Raw genomic sequence first — 17,264 nt, 5'->3', positions numbered from 1 at the left:
CGTCCGGATCAGCGGGCCAGCGCGGCGGCGAGGCCGTCCAGGGCGGGCTGGGCGGTGTACGGGGACGTGGTCCGCCCGGCCAGGAACGCGAAGGCCAGCAGTCGTCCGTCCGCGGTCACCACCGTGCCGGCCAGGGTGTTGACGCCAGTGAGGGTGCCGGTCTTGGCCCGGACCAGGCCCGCGCCCGCCGCGCCGGGGGAGCCGTCGGCGTAACGGTCCTGCAGGGTGCCGCTGAAGCCGCCGACGGGCAGGCCGGTGAGGACGGGGCGCAGTTCGGGGCGGGCCGGGTCGGCCGCGCGGACGAGGAGCGCGGTCAGGAGTGCGGCGGAGGCCCGGTCGCGGCGGTCCAGGCCGCTGCCGTCGGCGAACCTCGCTCCGGCGAGCGGTACGCCGAGCGCGCGCAGCTGGTCGGTGACGGCCCGGCCGGCGCCGCCGAAGCTGGCGGGGCGGCCGGTGGCGATCGCGGTCTGGCGGGCGAGGGCCTCGGCGAGGTCGTTGTCGCTGTGGACCAGGGCGCGCTCGACGAGGGCGGACAGGGGCTCGGACCAGGTCTTGGCGAGGGGGGTGGCTTTCTTGGGCGCACGCGCGCGTGCCGGGGGTTTTCCGGTGGCGATGCCGTGTTCGGCGAGCAGGGCGGCGAAGGCTCGGGCGGTGTCGCCGGCGGGGTCGGTGGAGCGTGGGGCGGGACCGTTGGCCTTGGTGCCGAGCCGGCCCTCGTTGGTCATCAGGGCCGTGACGGGGGCGATGTTGTCGTTGACACCGATCGGGTGACGTTCGGGGCCGGTGTAGCGGGACGTGTCGTAGGCCAGGGTGACGGCGGTGACGCCGCGGGCGCGCAGGGCGCGGGCGGTGTCGGCGGCCAGGGCGCGCAGCCGGCCGGCGTCGAGGGTGGGGTCGCCGCCGCCGACGAGCGTGACCCGGCGGGCGTCCGGGGTGGCGACGACCGTGGTGGGGATGCGGTGGTCGGGCCCGAGGGCGGTGAGGGCGGCGGCCGCGGTGGCGATCTTGATGGTGGAGGCGGGTGTCATCGGGACGCCGGCCCCCTTCCCGTACAGCTGCTTGCCGGTCGGTACGTCGACGACGGACGCCGTGCGCAGCGGGCCGAGCCCGGGGTCGGCGAAAAGCGGGTCCAGGGTGGCCGCGAGGGCGGCCGGAGGCTGGGCGGCGGGCTTGGGCTGCTCTGGGGCGGCTTCCGTGCGGGCGGCGGTGAGGGCGGTGAGTACGCCGGGGGCGCTGGGCGCCGGGGCCGGCGGTTCCGGGTCGGGGCGCTCCGGGCCGGCCGCGTCGTGATGTGCGCCACCTGTGCCGGCCAGGGCGGCGGCCCGGGCCCGCTCGGCCGTACGCTGACCCGAGTCCCAGGGCCCGGCCAGGGTCACCACCCCGGAGGCCAGGACGAGGCCGAGCACGGCGGAGCCTGCGGTGAGCTGCAGCATCTTCGGCTCCAGCACGGCTGACCAGCCCCTTTCGCGAGCACACAGTTGCGTGAGGGACACTTAACCACTGAGCTGTGCCGCGAGCACGGCACCCCCGGTGAGCACGGTGGTCCGGTCCTGCTGGGGGCGCAGTATCACCCGACATTTTGTGTTGATCTTGGAGGAGCCACCCGTGGAGTTCGACGTCACCATCGAGATCCCGAAGGGGTCGCGGAACAAGTACGAGGTGGACCACGAGACCGGTCGTATCCGACTGGACCGCCACCTCTTCACGTCGACCGTCTACCCGGCCGACTACGGCTTCGTCGAGGGCACCCTGGGCGAGGACGGTGACCCGCTGGACGCGCTGGTCATCCTGGACGAGCCGACCTTCCCGGGTGTGCTGGTCAAGTGCCGTGCCATCGGCATGTTCCGGATGACGGACGAGGCGGGCGGCGACGACAAGCTGCTGTGCGTGCCGGCCTCCGACCCGCGCATGGAGCACCTGCGCGACATCCACCACGTCTCGGAGTTCGACCGCCTGGAGATCCAGCACTTCTTCGAGGTCTACAAGGACCTGGAGCCCGGCAAGTCGGTCGAGGGCGCCGACTGGGTCGGCCGCGCCGAGGCGGAGGCCGAGATCGAGGCGTCCATCAAGCGCCTGGAGGCGCAGGGCGGCGCTCACTGAGCCCCTTTCCGCCGTATGACGGGCGGTGCACCCCGATGGGTGCGCCGCCCGTCGTCGTGTCCGAAGCCTTGGCCATGTCCATACTGGGCAGGCGGGTCGGATGGGTCGGATGGGAGTGAGGACGAGCACAGTGGCGCCGGAGACGGACGGTCCTACGGGAGGTCCTGAGGACCGTAAGCCTCAGTCCGATGAGGCACACAGCGCCTTCACGCCGCCGCCGGGCGTGGAGCAGCCCTCTGGCACCGAGGAGGACCAGCAGACGACGTCGGAGTTCGCCCTCCCCCAAGGGCTGACGCCCGAGACGCCCGCCGAGCCGGAGGGGTCGGCGTTCGCCCCGCCCTCGACGTACTCCGCGAAGGAGTCCCCTCCGGCGTTCACGCCCGCCCACGGGTTCCCGGCGATAAGGCTGTCCAAGGACGCGCCATGGCAGGACCGGATGCGCACCATGCTGCGGATGCCGGTGAGCGAGCGGCCGGTGCCGGAGCCGGTGCAGAGGCACGGCGAGTCCGCCCCCGCCGTGCCGCGCGTCCTCGACCTGACCTTGCGTATCGGCGAGCTGCTGCTGGCGGGCGGCGAGGGCGCGGAGGACGTCGAGGCGGCGATGTTCGCGATCTGCCGCTCGTACGGGCTCGACCGCTGCGAGCCGACCGTGACGTTCACGCTGCTGGGCGTCACCTACCAGCCGTCGCTGGTGGACGACCCGGTGACGGTGAGCCGGACCGTGCGGCGGCGCGGCACCGACTACACCCGGCTGTCCGCCGTCTACGCGCTGGTCGCCGACATCAACTCCGACGACTACGAGGTTTCGCTGGAGGAGGCGTACCGGCGCCTCGCGGAGATCCGGCGCAACCGGCACCCGTACCCCGGCTGGGTCCTCACCGTGGCGGCGGGCGGGCTCGCGGGCGCGGCGTCGATGCTGCTGGGCGGCGACATGGCCGTGTTCCTGGTGGCGGCGGCGGGCGCGATGCTGGGCGACCGGCTGGCGTGGTTCTGCGCGGGGCGCGGGCTGCCGGAGTTCTACCAGTTCGCCGTGGCGGCGGTGCCGCCCGCCGGGATAGGGGTGCTGGTCAGCCTGTTGCACGCCGGGCTCCAGCCGAACGCGGTGATCACCGGTGGGCTGTTCGCGCTGATCCCTGGGCGGGCGCTGGTCGCCGCCGTACAGGACGGCCTGACCGGCTTCTACATCACCGCGTCGGCGCGGCTGCTGGAAGTGGCGTACTTCTTCGTCGCCATCGTGGTGGGTGTGCTGTCGGTGCTGTACGGGGGCGTCCAGCTCGGCGCCAAGCTCAACCCGGAGGGCGTGCTGAGCGCGGTCGAACGGCCGGTGCTCCAGATCCTGGCCGCCGTGCTGCTGTCCGTGACCTTCGCGGTCCTGCTGCAGCAGGAACGTTCCACGGTGCTGTTCGTGGCGCTGAACGGCGGGGCGGCCTGGGTGATCTACGCGTCGATAGCGGTGACGGCGGGCGGTTCGACCGTGATGGCGACGGCGGTCGCGGCGGGGCTGGTGGGCCTGTTCGGCCAGTTGATGGCCCGGTACGAGCACACGTCGTCACTGCCGTACGTGACGGCGGCGATCGGGCCGCTGCTGCCCGGTAGTGCGACGTACCTCGGGGTGCTGAACATCGCCCAGAACAACATGGACGCCGGCTTCACGTCGCTGGCGCGGGCGGCGGCGCTGGCGCTGGCCATCGCGATCGGGGTGAACCTGGGCGGCGAGATGGCCCGCCTGTTCATCCGCGCCCCCGGCTCGGCCGCGCTGCGCCGCGCGGCGAAGCGCACGAGGGGCTTCTGACCGGGGCGTCACGCCCCGGTGCCCCGTTGGCCGGCGGCCACGGTCGCCGCGCCGCGTGGCGCCGCGTGGCGGCCACCCGGTGGGCGGGGGCGTGGCGGTGCGTCGCGGTGCGTGGCACCCGGGTGGCGGCCACCACCGGTGGGTGGTGGGGCGTGGCCCCTCCGGGCTCACCTCCTCGAGGCCGGCGGCCTTGGGTACGCCGGATAGGGAGCCCTTCCGGCGCCTCCCCCAAGCTCTCGGCTTCGCTCGAGCAGGGGGGACCCCCATCCTCTGCGGGGGCGACCCTGCACGGCCCCGCCCCGGTCGTACGCCGACTGCGGCCCGGTGGGGCGAGGGAAGCCGGGTGGCCGGGGCCGCGTGCACACGAGATCGGGCGCGCTGGCTCCGACCACGGCGAGGAGGGGCCGTGCAGGGGCCCCCCCGCAGCGGTTGGCGGCGAGAAACGGCGACGAGATTGCATGGGCACCCCGCCGACCGCGAGGAGGTGAGCCCGGAGGGGCCCCGACCCCGGCCCACCGGCCGCAACCGACCCCGCCCACGCCGTAGCCCGGCCGACCCGACCGGGGGCCGGCCGGCCGCGCGGGGCGTCAGGCGGTCGCGCGGGGGCGGGGGGCGCCCGTCATGAGGCCGCCGCGGCGGAGGACGGCGTAGCCGACGCCGATGCCGATGGCGACGGGCCACTCGATGACGTCCGCGGCGCCCAGGACGCCGAGGCCGAGGTAGAGCGGCAGGCCGCCCTTGGCGGGGAGTACCTGGCGCGCGGCCGCCACCGGGAGCAGCGCCGCGTTGGCCGCGCCGTTCGCCACCCGGTCGAGGGACGGGACGGTGAAGCTGACCGTGCGGCCTCCCGGTGAGCCCTGGTCCTGGGTCTGGGACTGGGCCTGGGCGGGGGCGGGGGCCGATTCCTTGCGCGGCTGCGCCGCGCTCTGCTTGTTCGTGGTCTTCGTGGACTTCGTCGTGGTCCGCTTACGCGGTGCTGAAGAGGTGGCCACAGATCTCACATCCATGGATGTGGTATGAGCGGGTTGTCTACATTTCAGGGTATCCATTCCGGGACGACTGAATCGGACCGGAGGCACCAGCCCATGTCACCGTTGCAATTGCTCGGGCCGATCGCGTCCGGCGTGACCTACGGGGTCGCGGCCGGCGTGCGCGGGGCCGCCGACGTGGCCGCGCAGCTCATCGGGTTGCCGCAGCGCGGGGTGTGGTGGCGGCCCGGGCGCTGCTACATCGAGGTGCACGGCGTGCACGGCGTCGGCGGCGAGCGGGTCGCCCGGCGCGTCGAGCGCGCCCTGGAGGGGCACCCGAGGGTGCTGTGGGCCCGGGTGAACGCGCCGTCCGAGCGGGTGGTGGTGGCCGTGTCCGCCCCGCCGCCCTCGGACCGCGAGCTGGTCGCGCTCGTCGAGCGCGCCGAGGGGCAGCTGGCCGCGCACATCGACGAGTTCGACGAGTGGTGCCCCGAACCGCACCACCCGTGCGAGGGCCCCAGGACCCGCCAGTCGGTGCCCGCGCTGGCCGCCGACACGGTGGGGCTCGCCATCGCCTCCGTACGGCAGCTGGCCCCGTGGTTCCGGTTGCCGCCCGAGGTGGCGGCGGTCGCCGGTGCACTCCAGCACCACCCGGACCTGCGCCACCTGGTCGCCGACCTGAGCAGCGTCGAGCAGGCCGAGTCGGTCCTGCCCGTGGTGAGCGCTCTCGCGCAGGGCGTCGCCACCAGGGGTGGCGGGCTCGCCCTCGACGTACTCGAAAGGGTCGCCCAGTGGCGGGAGGCCACCGCGGAGCGCAAGGCGTGGGCGGACGCGGAGCCCGACCTCGTCCACGGGCCGGAGGACGCCGAGGCGGAGCCGCTCGTCGTGGACCGCGCCGGGCCGACGCCCAAGGACTCGGTGGACCGCTACGCCGAGCGGGCCATGGTCGCGGGCCTGACCGCCGGGGGCCTCAGTGTCCCCTTCGCGGGCCTCCGCAAGGGCCTGGCCGTCGCGCTGTCCGCCGTACCGAAAGCCCCGGAGGCGGGCCGCGAGGGCTTCGCCACCAGCCTGGGCCGGGCCCTGGCGCTGCGCGGCGTCGTCACCATGGACCGGGGCGCCCTGCGGCGGCTCGGCCAGGTGGACACCGTCGTCCTGGAGGAGGACGCGCTCCGCAGCGACCAGTACGAACCCGTGGACCTGGAGTTGCTCAGCGGCGCCGACCCGGAGCGGACCGCCGAGCGGCTCTTCACGCTGTTCGACGCCGACGCGCCCCTGCGGACCGCCCGCGACGACGACGGATGGGTGCTGGGCCCGCTCGACGAGCTAGACCTGTCGGGGCGTACCGGACGCCAGGCGGAGGCGCGGCTGCGGCGCCGGGGCGCCGAGCGGACGCTCGGGCTCGCGAAGGGCCGTCGGCTGCAGGCGGTGGCGGGGCTCGGTACGCAGACGGCGCCGGGCGCCGAGGCGGTCGCGGCGGCCGCCCGGCGCGCGGGCGCCCGGGTGGTGCTGGCGACCGACCGCGAGGCACCGGCGTTCACGTTCGCCGACGCGGTGGTCCCGGCGGGCGGGCGCCTGGTCGCCTCCGTACGCGGCCTCCAGGCCGACGGCGCGGTCGTGCTGCTGGTCTCCGGCAACCGGCGGGCGCTGGGCGTGGCCGACTGCGGCGTGGGTGTGCACCGTGACGGCGATCCGCCCGCCTGGGGGGCGCACCTGATCGTCGGCTCCGACCTCGAGTCGGCGGGGATCATCGTGGACGCCGTCGGTGTGGCCGCGCGCGTGGACCGGGATTCCACCGTGCTCGCCGCGGGCGGCAGCGGCGTCGGCGCGGTCGCCGCCCTTCAGGCCCAGCCCGCGCAGGCCGCCGCCCGGGGCATGGCGGCCGGGACCACCGCCGCGGCCGTGGCGTTCTGCATGGGCGCCTGGCGTACGAGGCAACTGCTCGCCCGCCCCCTCGCCCCGCCCGTGACCACCGTGCCCTGGCACCTGATGCCCACCGACCGGGTTCTGGAGCGGCTGCGTACCACCACCGACGGCCTGACGGCCGACGAGGCGGCCGGCCGCAGCGGAGGTTCCGGCGGCGGCAACGAGCCTGCCCGCCTCACCCTGCCGACCGCTTTCGTCGAGGAACTGGCCAACCCCCTGACCCCGGTCCTGGCCGGCGGTGCCGCCCTCGCCGCCGCCGTGGGGTCACGCACCGACGCCATGCTGGTGGCCGCCATCACCGGCAGCTCCGCGCTCATCGGGGGCTTCCAGCGGGTACGGACCGAACGCGCCCTGGAGGAGCTGTTCCGCCGCTCGGCGATCGGCGCACGCGTACGGCGCGGGGGCCGCGAGCGGCTGGTGACGGCCGGTGACCTGGTGGAGGGCGACATCGTCCTGCTGCGGCCCGAGGACGTCGTACCGGCGGACTGCCGGCTGGTGGAGGCCGAGGGGCTGGAGGTCGACGAGTCGTCGCTGACGGGCGAGTCCCTCGCCGTCCACAAGGACCCGGCGCCGGTGGTCGCCACCGACATCACCGGACGCCGCTCGATGGTCTACGAGGGCACCACCGTCTCCTCCGGCCGGGGCGTGGCCGTGGTCGTGGCGACCGGTTCGAGCACCGAGGTCGGGCGCAGCCTCGCCACCGCGCGGCAGGCCGCGCCGGAGACGGGTGTGGAGGCCCGGCTCGCCTCGCTCACCCGGTCCAGCCTGCCCATCGCGATCGGGTCGGCCAGCGCGGTCGCCGCGTCGGGCCTGCTGCACGGGCGGCCGCTCGCCGACAACCTCGCCTCCGCCGTCAACCTCGCCGTCGCCTCCGTACCGGAAGGCCTGCCCTTCCTGGTGAACGCCGCCCAGCTGGCCGCCGCCCGGCGCCTGGCCGACGTGGGCGCCCTCGTCCGCAACCCGCGCACCATCGAGGCGCTCGGCCGCGCCGACGTGCTGTGCTTCGACAAGACCGGCACCCTCACGGAGGGCAAGCTGCAGCTGGCGGCCGTGAGCGACGGGGACGGCGCCGTGCCGCTGGACCAGCTCGACGGCCGGCACAAGGACGTCCTCGCCGCGGCGCTACGGGCCACCCCGCCCGCCCGGCAGGCCGAACCCATGGCCCACCAGACCGACCGCGCGGTGACGGCCGGCGCGCGCGGCGCCAAGGTGTCCGTACGGCAGGGAGCGGCGCGCTGGCGGCGGCTGGACACGTTGCCGTTCGAGCCGTCCCGCGCCTACCACGCCACGTCCGGGCAGACCGCGCACGGGCTGCTGCTCAGCGTCAAGGGAGCGCCCGAGAACCTCCTGGACCGGTGCGTGCGGCGCCGGACCCCCGACGGCGGGGCCGAGGGGCTCGACGACGAGGGGCTCGCCCGGCTGACCGCCGAGGCGGAGGAGCTGGCGGGCGCCGGGCGGCGCGTGCTGGCGGTGGCGGAGCGCCGGATGGACACCGGCGAGGACCTCACCGACGACAGCGTGCGGGACCTGGCCTTCCTCGGGTTCATCACGCTGGCCGACCCGGTGAGGGCGGGCGCCGCTCCGGCGACGGCGCGGCTGCGGGAGGCGGGCGTGCACACCGTGATGCTGACCGGCGACCACCCGGCCACCGCCGACGCCATCGCGTCCACCATCAGCGACGTCACGGACCCGAAGGTCTGTACGGGCGCCGAGCTGGACGAACTCGACGACGACGAGCTGGACGAGCTGCTGCCGACCGTGGACGTCATCGCCCGGTGCAGCCCGCACCACAAGGTCCGTATCGTCCAGGCGTACCAGCGCGTCGGCCGGGTCGTCGCGATGACCGGCGACGGCGCCAACGACGCGCCCGCCATCCGGCTCGCCGACATCGGCATCGCGCTCGGGCGGCGCGGCACCCCGTCCGCGACCGCCGCGGCCGACCTGGTGGTGAGCGACGACCGGCTGGAGACGATCGTCTCGGCGCTGATGGAGGGCCGCTCCATGTGGGCGTCGGTGCGGGCTGCGCTGGGCATCCTCATCGGCGGCAACCTCGGCGAGGTCACCTTCAGCGTGCTGATCTCCACGCTGACCGGCGCCACGCCGCTCAACGCCCGCCAGATCATGCTGGTCAACCTGCTGACCGACCTGGCGCCCTCGCTGGCCATCGCCGTGCGGGAACCGGCCGGCCAGGCCGCGAAGCGGCTCCTCGCGGAGGGCCCGAGCCGCTCGCTGGGCAGTGCGCTCACCCACGAGATGCTGCTGCGCGGCGCCATCACCGCGACCGGCGCGGGGCTGGCGTGGACCGGCGCCCGCCTCACCGGCCGCCGCAAGCGGGCCAGCACGGTGGCGCTCGCCGCCGTCGTCGGTACGCAGCTGGCGCAGACCCTCGCGACGGGCGGCCTGGACCGGAACGTCCTGGCGGCGAGCCTGGGCTCGGCGGCGGTGCTGGCCGCGGTGATCCAGACGCCGGGCGTGAGCCAGTTCTTCGGCTGCACGCCGCTGGGGCCGGTCGGCTGGGGCATCGCGCTGGGCTCGATCGCCGCGGCGACCCTGCTCGGTACGGCCCTGTCACCGCTGGTCCGCTCGATGACGGCCGAGGCGGAGGAGGAGCTGGTCGAGGGCGAGGAGCCCTGAGGTCAGCGCTTGGCGTGCCGCCCGCGCTGGGCGGGCGGTGCCCCGTCCTCGACGACCGGCTGCTTCTTGCTCTGGGAGCGGGCCCGCAGGTACTCGATCACGATCGGGACGACCGAGAGCAGCACGATGAGGACGAGGATCGCCTCGATGTGCTTGTGCACAAAGGGGACCTTGCCCAGCGACGCCCCGAGCAGCGTCACGCCGGCGCCCCACAGGACACCGCCGATGATGTTGAAGGTGATGAACGAGCGGTAGTTCATCCGGCTCACACCGGCGATGATCGGCGTGAACGTCCGCACGATCGGGACGAACCGGGCGAGGATCAGCGACTTCGGGCCGTGCTTCTCGAAGAACTCATGGGCCTTCTCCACGTTCTCCTGCTTGAAAAGGCGGGAGTCCGGGCGCTTGAAGAGGGCCGGTCCGACCTTGCGGCCGAACAGATAGCCCACCTGGTCACCGATGATCGCGGACAGCACGATCAGGGTGCACACCACCCACAGCGGGGTGTCGAGGACGCCGGTGGTGACCAGCAGACCCGTGGTGAACAGCAGCGAGTCACCGGGCAGGAAGAAACCGATCAGCAGTCCGGACTCGGCGAAGACGATGACCAGGACGCCGATGAGGCCGAAGGTCTCGATGAGATAGTCCGGGTCCAGCCAGCTCGGTCCGAGCGCAAGCGTATTCACGGGTTCCGGGGCTCCTGGTTCGGTGGGCGGGGGACGGCTGCCCAAAGCTATCAACGCTTCCGCCCCCCTCCCGGTTCCACCGTCCCCTTCTCCCCGCTCGGCGCTCCCCTGCCCGGGTCCGTCAGGCGTGCCGGGCCGCGTTGGCATAGATGGCGGCGTGGAGGTGTTCGGCCAGGCCCGGGCGCATGGCGTCGTAGAAGGCCGTGAAGCGCTCGTCCGACACGTACATGTCCGCGAGGCACCGGTGCATTTCGAAGGGGCACTCGTAGAACCAGGTGGTGATGTGCCGGCGGTGCTCCTCGGCCAGGTCCATCGCCCGCTCGCCCGTCGGCGGCTCGCCCTCCGACATCAGGGCCTGGTAACGGGTGCCCCAGTCGGCGGCCTCGTCCTGCATGCGCCGCCAGTCGGCCTTGGTGTAGCGGGCGGCACGGCGCTGGGACTCCCGGTAGGCGTCGGTGTTGCCCCAGCGCTGCTCGGCCTCCTCCGCGTACTGCTCGGGATCCTTGTCCCCGAAGACCTCGAACTTCTCCTCGGGCGTGAGGTTGATGCCCATCTTCTTCGCCTCCATGGCGTGTTCGACGGCCTCGGCCATCTTCTGCAGTTCGGCGATCCGCGCGGACAGCAGCTCGTGCTGGCGCCGCAGGTGCTCCCGCGGGTCCGCGTCGGGGTCGTCGAGCAGGACCGCGACCTGGTCGAGCGGGAAGCCCAGCTCCCGGTAGAACAGGATCTGCTGCAGCCGGTCGAGGTCGGCGTCGTCGTAACGCCGGTGCCCCGCGTGGCTGCGGCCGCTCGGGGAGAGCAGTCCGATCTCGTCGTAGTGGTGCAGGGTCCGCACCGTGACGCGGGCGAAATCGGCGACCTGTCCCACGGAGTAGCTCATTGGCTCTCCGCTCCCTTCTTCTCGGTACGCACCTCAGCCTGGGCCCTCACGCGACGTGAGGTGCAAGTCCGTTCCGTCCTGGCACGCCAGCCGGAACGTGACCCAGCGCACCCCGTCCGGCGATATTCCGTACGCGCAGCCGATGGCGGCCGACCGCAGGTACCCCAGGCGCCCGCGCGTGACGTGGTACATGCCGGGCCCCGCGTCCCGGAAGGTGCGGCCGCCGTCGGTGCCGGCGTACGTGCCCCGCTCCCCGTGCACCACGAGGCGCCCGCCCGGGCCGGCGACGGGCACACCCATCAGTGTGCGCGGCTCCCGCTGCGGGCCGCTCACCCACACGCGCGTCCAGGTCCGGCCACCGTCCACCGAACGGTGCAGTGCGCGCAGCGGGTTCTTGGCCGGCTCCACGCCTGGCACCTCGCCGCGCTCGGCGGCGTACACCGCGTCCGGGCCGACCGAGACCGCGACGCCCCACGCCGGATCGGCGCCGGGGCTGGGCAGCCGGCTCACCGTCCACGTCCGGCCGGCGTCCCGGGAGACGGCGAGCGTCGTCCCGCCCGAGCGGGGATCGGTGCCCGACACCCACCAGGACCCGTCCGGCTCCGCCTCGCCCGCCGGCGCCGGGTGGGCGCCGAGCCGCGGTTCCCGCGCCAGGAACCGGACCTTGCCGTCCTCGGGCGAGATCACCACCAGCCGCGGCCGTGCGCACTCCTGCACGAGCGGCCCGGCCGACCCCGGGCACTGGGTGGACAGCACCGCGCCCTCGGGTATCGCGTCGGCCGTACCGGCCGCCCGGAGGTCGCCCAGCCGCCAGGACCGGCCGGCGTCCGTCGTGAACCACGTACGCAGCGGGTGCCGTTCGCTCGATTCCCGTATCAGCGCGCGGCCCGGTCCCAGCACCGTGATCACCGCGCTGACGCCCGCCGTGCCGTGCACCTCCGGCAGCGGTGAGGGGCGCAGCACCCAGCGGGCCGCGCCCCTGTCGAGCACCGCGAGATGCTGGCGGCAGAAGCCGTTCACCGGCGTCACCTCGTCCTCCACGCACTGCGCGAGCAGCGCGAACCCGCTGCCGTCGGCGGCGAATCCGAGGCTGTGCGTCCAGCCGGGAAGCTCGGGGGCCGACGGGACGCGCGGCAACGGCGGCACGGACGACGGTGACTCCGGCTGGGACGGCACCGACTGCGGCGCCGGCTGGGACGGCGCCGACCGGGACTCCGACCGGGACGGGGCCGGCGGCCGGGAGTCGGGCGCCCCCTCCCCCGTACAGCCCCCGGCCAGCAGCGACGCCGACAGCGCCATCACCATCCCGATCACGCGAGCACACCTGTGCATGGAGCTCCCCCTGCCCTCGGGCCGGTCCGCGGCGAACCGTGCTGCTTTGGATACACCGCGAACCGCCGTCAGGTTCCACTCAGCGGCTCAGCCGCCGGAATCTCCGCACCGCCAGCGGGAAGAAGACCGCGAGCAGCGCCAGCGGCCACCCCACCGCCAGCAGTTCCGCGTGCTGCGACGCCCACGTCGACCCCGCGGCCTGTGCGATCCCCGGGGGGCCGACCAGTTCCCGTACCGCCGTGGCGGTCGACGACAGCGGGTTCCACTCGACCACCGAACCCAGCCAGCCCGGCATCGTGCCGGGTGCCGCGAACGCGTTGGAGAGGAAGGCGACCGGCCAGACGAGGATCTGCACCGCCTGCACCAGCTCCGGCCTGCCCGCCACCATCGCGAGGTGGATGCCGATCCACAGCATCGCGAACCGCAGCAGCAACAGCAGTGCCACGGCCGCCAGGAACGCGCCGAAGCCGCCGTGCGCCCGCCAGCCGATCGCGTACCCGGCACCGATCATCACGGCCAGGCCGAGCACCGACTGGAGCATGTCGGCGACCGAACGCCCCACGAGCACGGCGCCGTCGGCCATCGGCATCGACCGGAACCGGTCGATCACGCCCTTGTTGAGGTCCTGCGTGACCGCCAGCAGGGTCGCTTCGAGGCCGAACGCCATGGTCAGGGCGAACATGCCGGGGACGAGGAAGTCGATGTACGCGCCGGCCACGCCGCGACCGCCGCCGATGAGGTAGCCGAACATCAGCAGCATCATCACGGGGAAGGCCAGTCCGACGACGATCTGCACCGGCTCACGCGCCCAGTGCGCCAGTTCGCGCCGGGTGATGGTCCACGAGTCGGCCAGGACCCACCCGAGCCGGCCCAGACCGGCCCCGCCCAGGCCGGCCCCGCCCGAACCGGTCCCGCCCGAACCGCTCGAGCCGGTCGTGCCGCCCGCACCGGTCCCGCTCATCCCTCTCGTTTCGCTCGTGCCCGTCGTGCTCGTCGTGCTCGTGCCGGTCGCCGTCATACCGCCGAGACCTCCTTCGGCTCGCCCGTCAGATGCAGGAAGACCTCGTCCAGCGTCGGCCGCCGCACCGCGATGTCCTCCGCCTCGATCCCGGCCGACTCCAGGTCCCGTACGACCCGGGTCAGCGCCGCCATCCGGTCCTCGACCGGGGCGCTGACCAGCCGCCGGTCCTCGTCCACGTGGGCCCCCGCGGGTACCAGGGCGGCCGCGGCGGCCAGCTGCCGTACGTCACGCACGACGACGTCGATCCGGTCGCCGCCGACCTTGCCCTTCAGCTCGTCCGCCGTGCCGTCGGCGATGACCCGGCCCCGGTCGACGACCGAGATCCGGTCGGCGAGCTGGTCGGCCTCCTCCAGGTACTGCGTGGTGAGCAGGACGGTGGTCCCGCCCCCCACCAGGGAGCGCACCGAGCCCCACACTTCCGCCCGCCCGCGCGGGTCGAGCCCCGTCGTCGGCTCGTCCAGGAACAGCACCTCCGGCTCCGTGATCAGCGAGGCCGCCAGGTCCAGCCGCCGTCGCATCCCGCCGCTGTACTGCTTGACCGCCTTGCGGCCCGTGTCGGCGAGTCCGAACCGCTCCAGCAACTCGTCCGCCCGCGCGACCGCCCGCCGCGCGCCCAGGTGGTGCAGCCGACCGAACATCTCCAGGTTCTGCCGCCCGCTCAGCCCCTCGTCCAGGGCCGCGTGCTGCCCGAGCAGCCCGATCCGCCGCCGGACCTCGTCCGGGCGGGTCCGCACGTCGTACCCGGCCACCCGGGCCGTGCCCTCGTCGTGCCGCAGCAGCGTGGCCAGCACCCGCACCGCGGTGGTCTTGCCGGCGCCGTTCGGCCCCAGGACGCCGTGCACCGTGCCCCGCCCGACCACCAGGTCCAACCCGTCCAGGGCCTGCTTCTCGCCGTACCGCTTCCGTACGCCTTCGACGACGATCGCGTCCGCCATGCACCCTCCCCAGCCAGTAATCAAAATTGACTACCGCACCACGCTAAACCGGATCGACCCATTAATCAAACTTGATTAGCCGGGGCTCAGCGCGCGTCGTCCGGGTGGGCCGCTCCCGTGGCGTACGGGTTCTCCTGGTCCTCCGCCAGCACGCCCACAAAGGGCTCGCCCTCACCCGCGAACGTGTACGCGCCGCCCTCGATGCGCTCGATCAGCCCGCGTGTCCATGCGGCACCCGCGTCGGCCGAGTGCACCCACATGTTCATGATCTCGCCGATATGACCGAGCGACTCCGGCCCGTCCGCCGGCGTGTAGTACTCCGTGACGCCCGCCCGCCACCGCTCCAGCCCCTCGATCCGCCGCTTGAGCAGCGCGACGGCCTCCTCACGCGGCAGGTCGACGATGAAGCCGACCCCCGCCGACAGGACGTCCATCTTCTGGTCGTACGCGGTCAGCGCCTCACGCAGCAGCGCGAAGTACTCCGCGGTGCCCTCGTCGGTCATCTCGTACTCGGTACGCGGCGGCCCGCCGGCCGTGCTCGGCGCGGTCTCGTAGGCCCGCAGCAGCCCCTGCTTGGCCATCTGCTTGAGCGCGTGGTAGATCGAGCCCGGCTTGGCGTTGGACCACTCGTGCGCGCCCCAGAACTCCAGGTCGTTGCGGACCTGATAGCCGTGTGCCCGCCCGTGCTGGCGCACGGCACCCAGGACCAGCAACCGGATCGCTGACATCACCTCACGCACCTTCCTAGTCAATTTTGACCAGGGTACGCAGAGGGGAGGGGTACTCAGGGCGGGGCGCAGGCGGTGGTCGTCAGGCACGCTCCAGGGCGATCAGCCCGAACGCGTCCTTCCCGTCCAGCGACTCGCGGATGATGTCGGCGTGCCCGGCGTGCCGGGCGATCTCCTCCACCAGGTGCATGCCCAGCCACCGCATCGAGACGCGGCCGTCCTTGGGGAACCAGGGCGCCTCGGGCAGCGGGAAGGTGTCGTCCAGGCTCGGCACCGTCCGGAGGAACTCCTCGGTCTCCTTGGCCACCCCGTCCCAGAACGCCAGCACGTCCCGGATCGACTCGCCCTCCTCCAGCCGGAAGCTGTCCCTCCAGGTCTCCTCCGTGCGCTGCCTCTCGTTCGGCTTCCGCTGCGCCATCCGCAGCCACGTCAGCTCCATCTCGGCGCAGTGCTTGAGCAGGCCGGAGAGCGACAGTTCGCTGGCGCTCGGCCGGGACGCGGCCTGCTCCTCGGTCAGCCCGAGCACCGAGCGGCGGACCGCGCCGCGCTGCGCCTCGATGAAGGAGAGCAGCGCGCCGCGCTCGTCGCCGTGAGCCTCTGCGGGAACGTGAGTGACCATGACCTGGTCCGCCTTCCGGTCGTTTGCCTTACATCGACCAAGGTACGGACCCTTGCGGACAGCTTTTGTCCTCGACTCGCCCAGCGGCCGGAAGGCGGGTCAGAACCATAAGGCGGGTCAGAAGGGGAACCGGCTCCGGCCGTGCTGGATCGAGATCCACTTGTACGTCGTGAAGGCGTCCACCGTCGATTCGCCGTTCAGCCGCCCCACGCCCGAGTGCTTCTCGCCGCCGAACGGCACGATGGGCTCGTCGTGGACGGTGCCGTCGTTGATGTGGATCATTCCGGTGTGGATGCGCTGGGCGACGCGTACGCCGCGCTCGACGTCGCCCGTGTGCACGGCACCACTGAGCCCGTACGGGGTGTCGTTGGCGATCCGTACCGCCTCCTCCTCCCCGTCGAAGGGGATGAGCATCACGACCGGGCCGAAGATCTCCTGGCCCAGGACCGGCGAATCGGCCGGTACGCCGGCCAGTACGGTCGGCGCCACGACGTTGCCCTCCGCGCCGCCCCGCACCAGGGCCGTCGCGCCCGCGCCGACCGTCTGGTCGACGAGCGTCGTCACCGCCTCGGCCTGGGAGGAGTTGATGAGCGGGCCGATGTGCGTGGCCGGGTCGGCCGGGTCGCCGGTCTTCAGGGTGCGCACCTTGGCGACGAACTTCTCGGTGAACTCCCGCTCCACCGACCGGTCCACCAGCACCCGGTTGGCGGCCATGCAGACCTGCCCCTGGTGTACGAACCGGCTGAAGACGGCCGCGTCGACCGCGTAGTCGATGTCCGCGTCGTCCAGCACGATGAGGGCGCTGTTGCCGCCCAGTTCCAGGATGGACCGTTTGAAGTTGGCGGCGCAGACGGTGGCGACGTGCTTGCCGACCCGGTCGGAGCCGGTGAACGAGATGACCTTGGGCACCGGGTGCTCGATCAGCGCGTCGCCGATCTCCGCGATGTCGGTGATCACGACGTTGAGCAGACCGGCCGGCAGGCCGGCGTCCTCGAAGATCTTGGCGACGAGGCTGCCGCCGAGGATCGGCGTGTTCTGGTGGGGTTTGAGGACGACCGCGTTGCCGAGGGCGAGCGCCGGGGCCACGGACTTGATCGAGAGGAGGAAGGGGAAGTTGAAGGGGCTGATGACGCCGACGACGCCGACCGGGACCCTGTAGAGGCGGTTTTCCTTGCCGTCGACCGGCGAGGGGAGGATCCGGCCCTCGGGGCGCAGCGCCAGGGTGACCGCCTCGCGCATGAACTCCTTGGCCAGGTGCAGCTCGAAGCCGGCCTTGGTCCGCGTGCCGCCGAGCTCGGCGATGATCGCCTCGGTGATCTCGGCCTCGCGCTCCTCGATGAGCCGCAGCGCCCGCTCGAAAACGGCGCGGCGCGTGTACGGATTGGTGTCCGCCCACGCGCGCTGTGCCCGCTCGGCCGCCCTGTAGGCCTGGTCTATCTCCTCGACCGTGGCCACGGTTATGGAGGCGAGCTTCTCCTCGTTGTACGGGTTGAAGTCGATGATGTCCCACGAGCCGCCGCCGGCCCGCCACTCACCGTCTATGTACTGCAGGGCCAGGTCTGTGAAGTAGGACATGCCATCCCTTCCCGAGGGCGCGCACTCTGACTCATGACGAGACGTTTGATGAAACGTCATCCTACTGGCGA

At 73.3% G+C, this 17,264-nt stretch carries 13 protein-coding genes; 3 read left to right on the top strand and 10 right to left on the bottom strand.

Annotated features, from left to right (window positions below; genetic code table 11):
* Positions 1-8 precede the first annotated feature (8 nt).
* Positions 9-1,448, bottom strand: a complete 1,440-nt coding sequence (gene dacB, locus AMK26_RS25290) for a D-alanyl-D-alanine carboxypeptidase/D-alanyl-D-alanine endopeptidase (protein WP_241838054.1) — start codon at positions 1,446-1,448, stop codon at positions 9-11.
* A gap of 157 nt (positions 1,449-1,605) precedes the next feature.
* Here dacB and AMK26_RS25285 point away from each other — a divergent pair, with 157 nt between their 5' ends.
* Complete coding sequence (locus tag AMK26_RS25285; RefSeq protein ID WP_073756976.1) at positions 1,606-2,100, top strand: inorganic diphosphatase; 495 nt, start codon at positions 1,606-1,608, stop codon at positions 2,098-2,100.
* Between the two features lie 109 nt (positions 2,101-2,209).
* A complete protein-coding gene (locus AMK26_RS25280) occupies positions 2,210-3,892 on the top strand; it encodes a threonine/serine exporter family protein (RefSeq protein WP_073756975.1) in 1,683 nt (560 codons plus the stop codon).
* A 587-nt stretch (positions 3,893-4,479) separates the two neighbouring features.
* On the opposite strand, the gene AMK26_RS38050 is transcribed toward AMK26_RS25280, so the two are convergent.
* The gene (locus AMK26_RS38050) at positions 4,480-4,899 is read right to left on the bottom strand and encodes a hypothetical protein (RefSeq protein WP_241838053.1); all 420 of its coding nucleotides are present in this window, start codon (positions 4,897-4,899) and stop codon (positions 4,480-4,482) included.
* 78 nt (positions 4,900-4,977) lie between these two features.
* Here AMK26_RS38050 and AMK26_RS25270 point away from each other — a divergent pair, with 78 nt between their 5' ends.
* On the top strand, positions 4,978-9,417 hold the full coding sequence (locus AMK26_RS25270; protein WP_073756974.1) for a cation-translocating P-type ATPase: 4,440 nt from the start codon (positions 4,978-4,980) through the stop codon (positions 9,415-9,417).
* Positions 9,418-9,419: 2 nt separating this feature from the next.
* Here AMK26_RS25270 and AMK26_RS25265 read toward each other — a convergent pair whose 3' ends face one another.
* The 8 genes from AMK26_RS25265 to AMK26_RS25230 form a co-directional block, all read right to left on the bottom strand.
* Positions 9,420-10,103: a DedA family protein gene (locus AMK26_RS25265; RefSeq protein WP_107421038.1), complete on the bottom strand. Its 684-nt coding sequence runs from the start codon at positions 10,101-10,103 to the stop codon at positions 9,420-9,422.
* 121 nt (positions 10,104-10,224) lie between these two features.
* Entirely contained in the window at positions 10,225-10,983 is a 759-nt protein-coding gene (locus AMK26_RS25260; RefSeq protein ID WP_073756972.1) for a MerR family transcriptional regulator, read from the bottom strand.
* A 33-nt stretch (positions 10,984-11,016) separates the two neighbouring features.
* Positions 11,017-12,288 (bottom strand): WD40/YVTN/BNR-like repeat-containing protein, encoded by a 1,272-nt coding sequence (locus tag AMK26_RS25255; RefSeq protein ID WP_241838072.1) that lies wholly within the window; start codon positions 12,286-12,288, stop codon positions 11,017-11,019.
* A 106-nt stretch (positions 12,289-12,394) separates the two neighbouring features.
* Positions 12,395-13,276: an ABC transporter permease gene (locus AMK26_RS25250; protein WP_079277792.1), complete on the bottom strand. Its 882-nt coding sequence runs from the start codon at positions 13,274-13,276 to the stop codon at positions 12,395-12,397.
* A 53-nt stretch (positions 13,277-13,329) separates the two neighbouring features.
* The gene (locus tag AMK26_RS25245; protein WP_073756971.1) at positions 13,330-14,271 is read right to left on the bottom strand and encodes an ATP-binding cassette domain-containing protein; all 942 of its coding nucleotides are present in this window, start codon (positions 14,269-14,271) and stop codon (positions 13,330-13,332) included.
* Positions 14,272-14,357: 86 nt separating this feature from the next.
* Positions 14,358-14,999, bottom strand: coding sequence for a PadR family transcriptional regulator (locus AMK26_RS25240; protein WP_073756970.1), 642 nt, complete (start codon positions 14,997-14,999; stop codon positions 14,358-14,360).
* An 82-nt stretch (positions 15,000-15,081) separates the two neighbouring features.
* A complete protein-coding gene (locus AMK26_RS25235) occupies positions 15,082-15,618 on the bottom strand; it encodes a DinB family protein (RefSeq protein WP_073756969.1) in 537 nt (178 codons plus the stop codon).
* Positions 15,619-15,735: 117 nt separating this feature from the next.
* Positions 15,736-17,193 (bottom strand): aldehyde dehydrogenase family protein, encoded by a 1,458-nt coding sequence (locus AMK26_RS25230; RefSeq protein ID WP_073756968.1) that lies wholly within the window; start codon positions 17,191-17,193, stop codon positions 15,736-15,738.
* Positions 17,194-17,264: the final 71 nt, after the last annotated feature.

Origin of the sequence: Streptomyces sp. CB03234 (assembly GCF_001905885.1) — a bacterium.
Taxonomy (GTDB): domain Bacteria; phylum Actinomycetota; class Actinomycetes; order Streptomycetales; family Streptomycetaceae; genus Streptomyces.
This window is presented reverse-complemented; position numbering and strand designations above follow the sequence as displayed.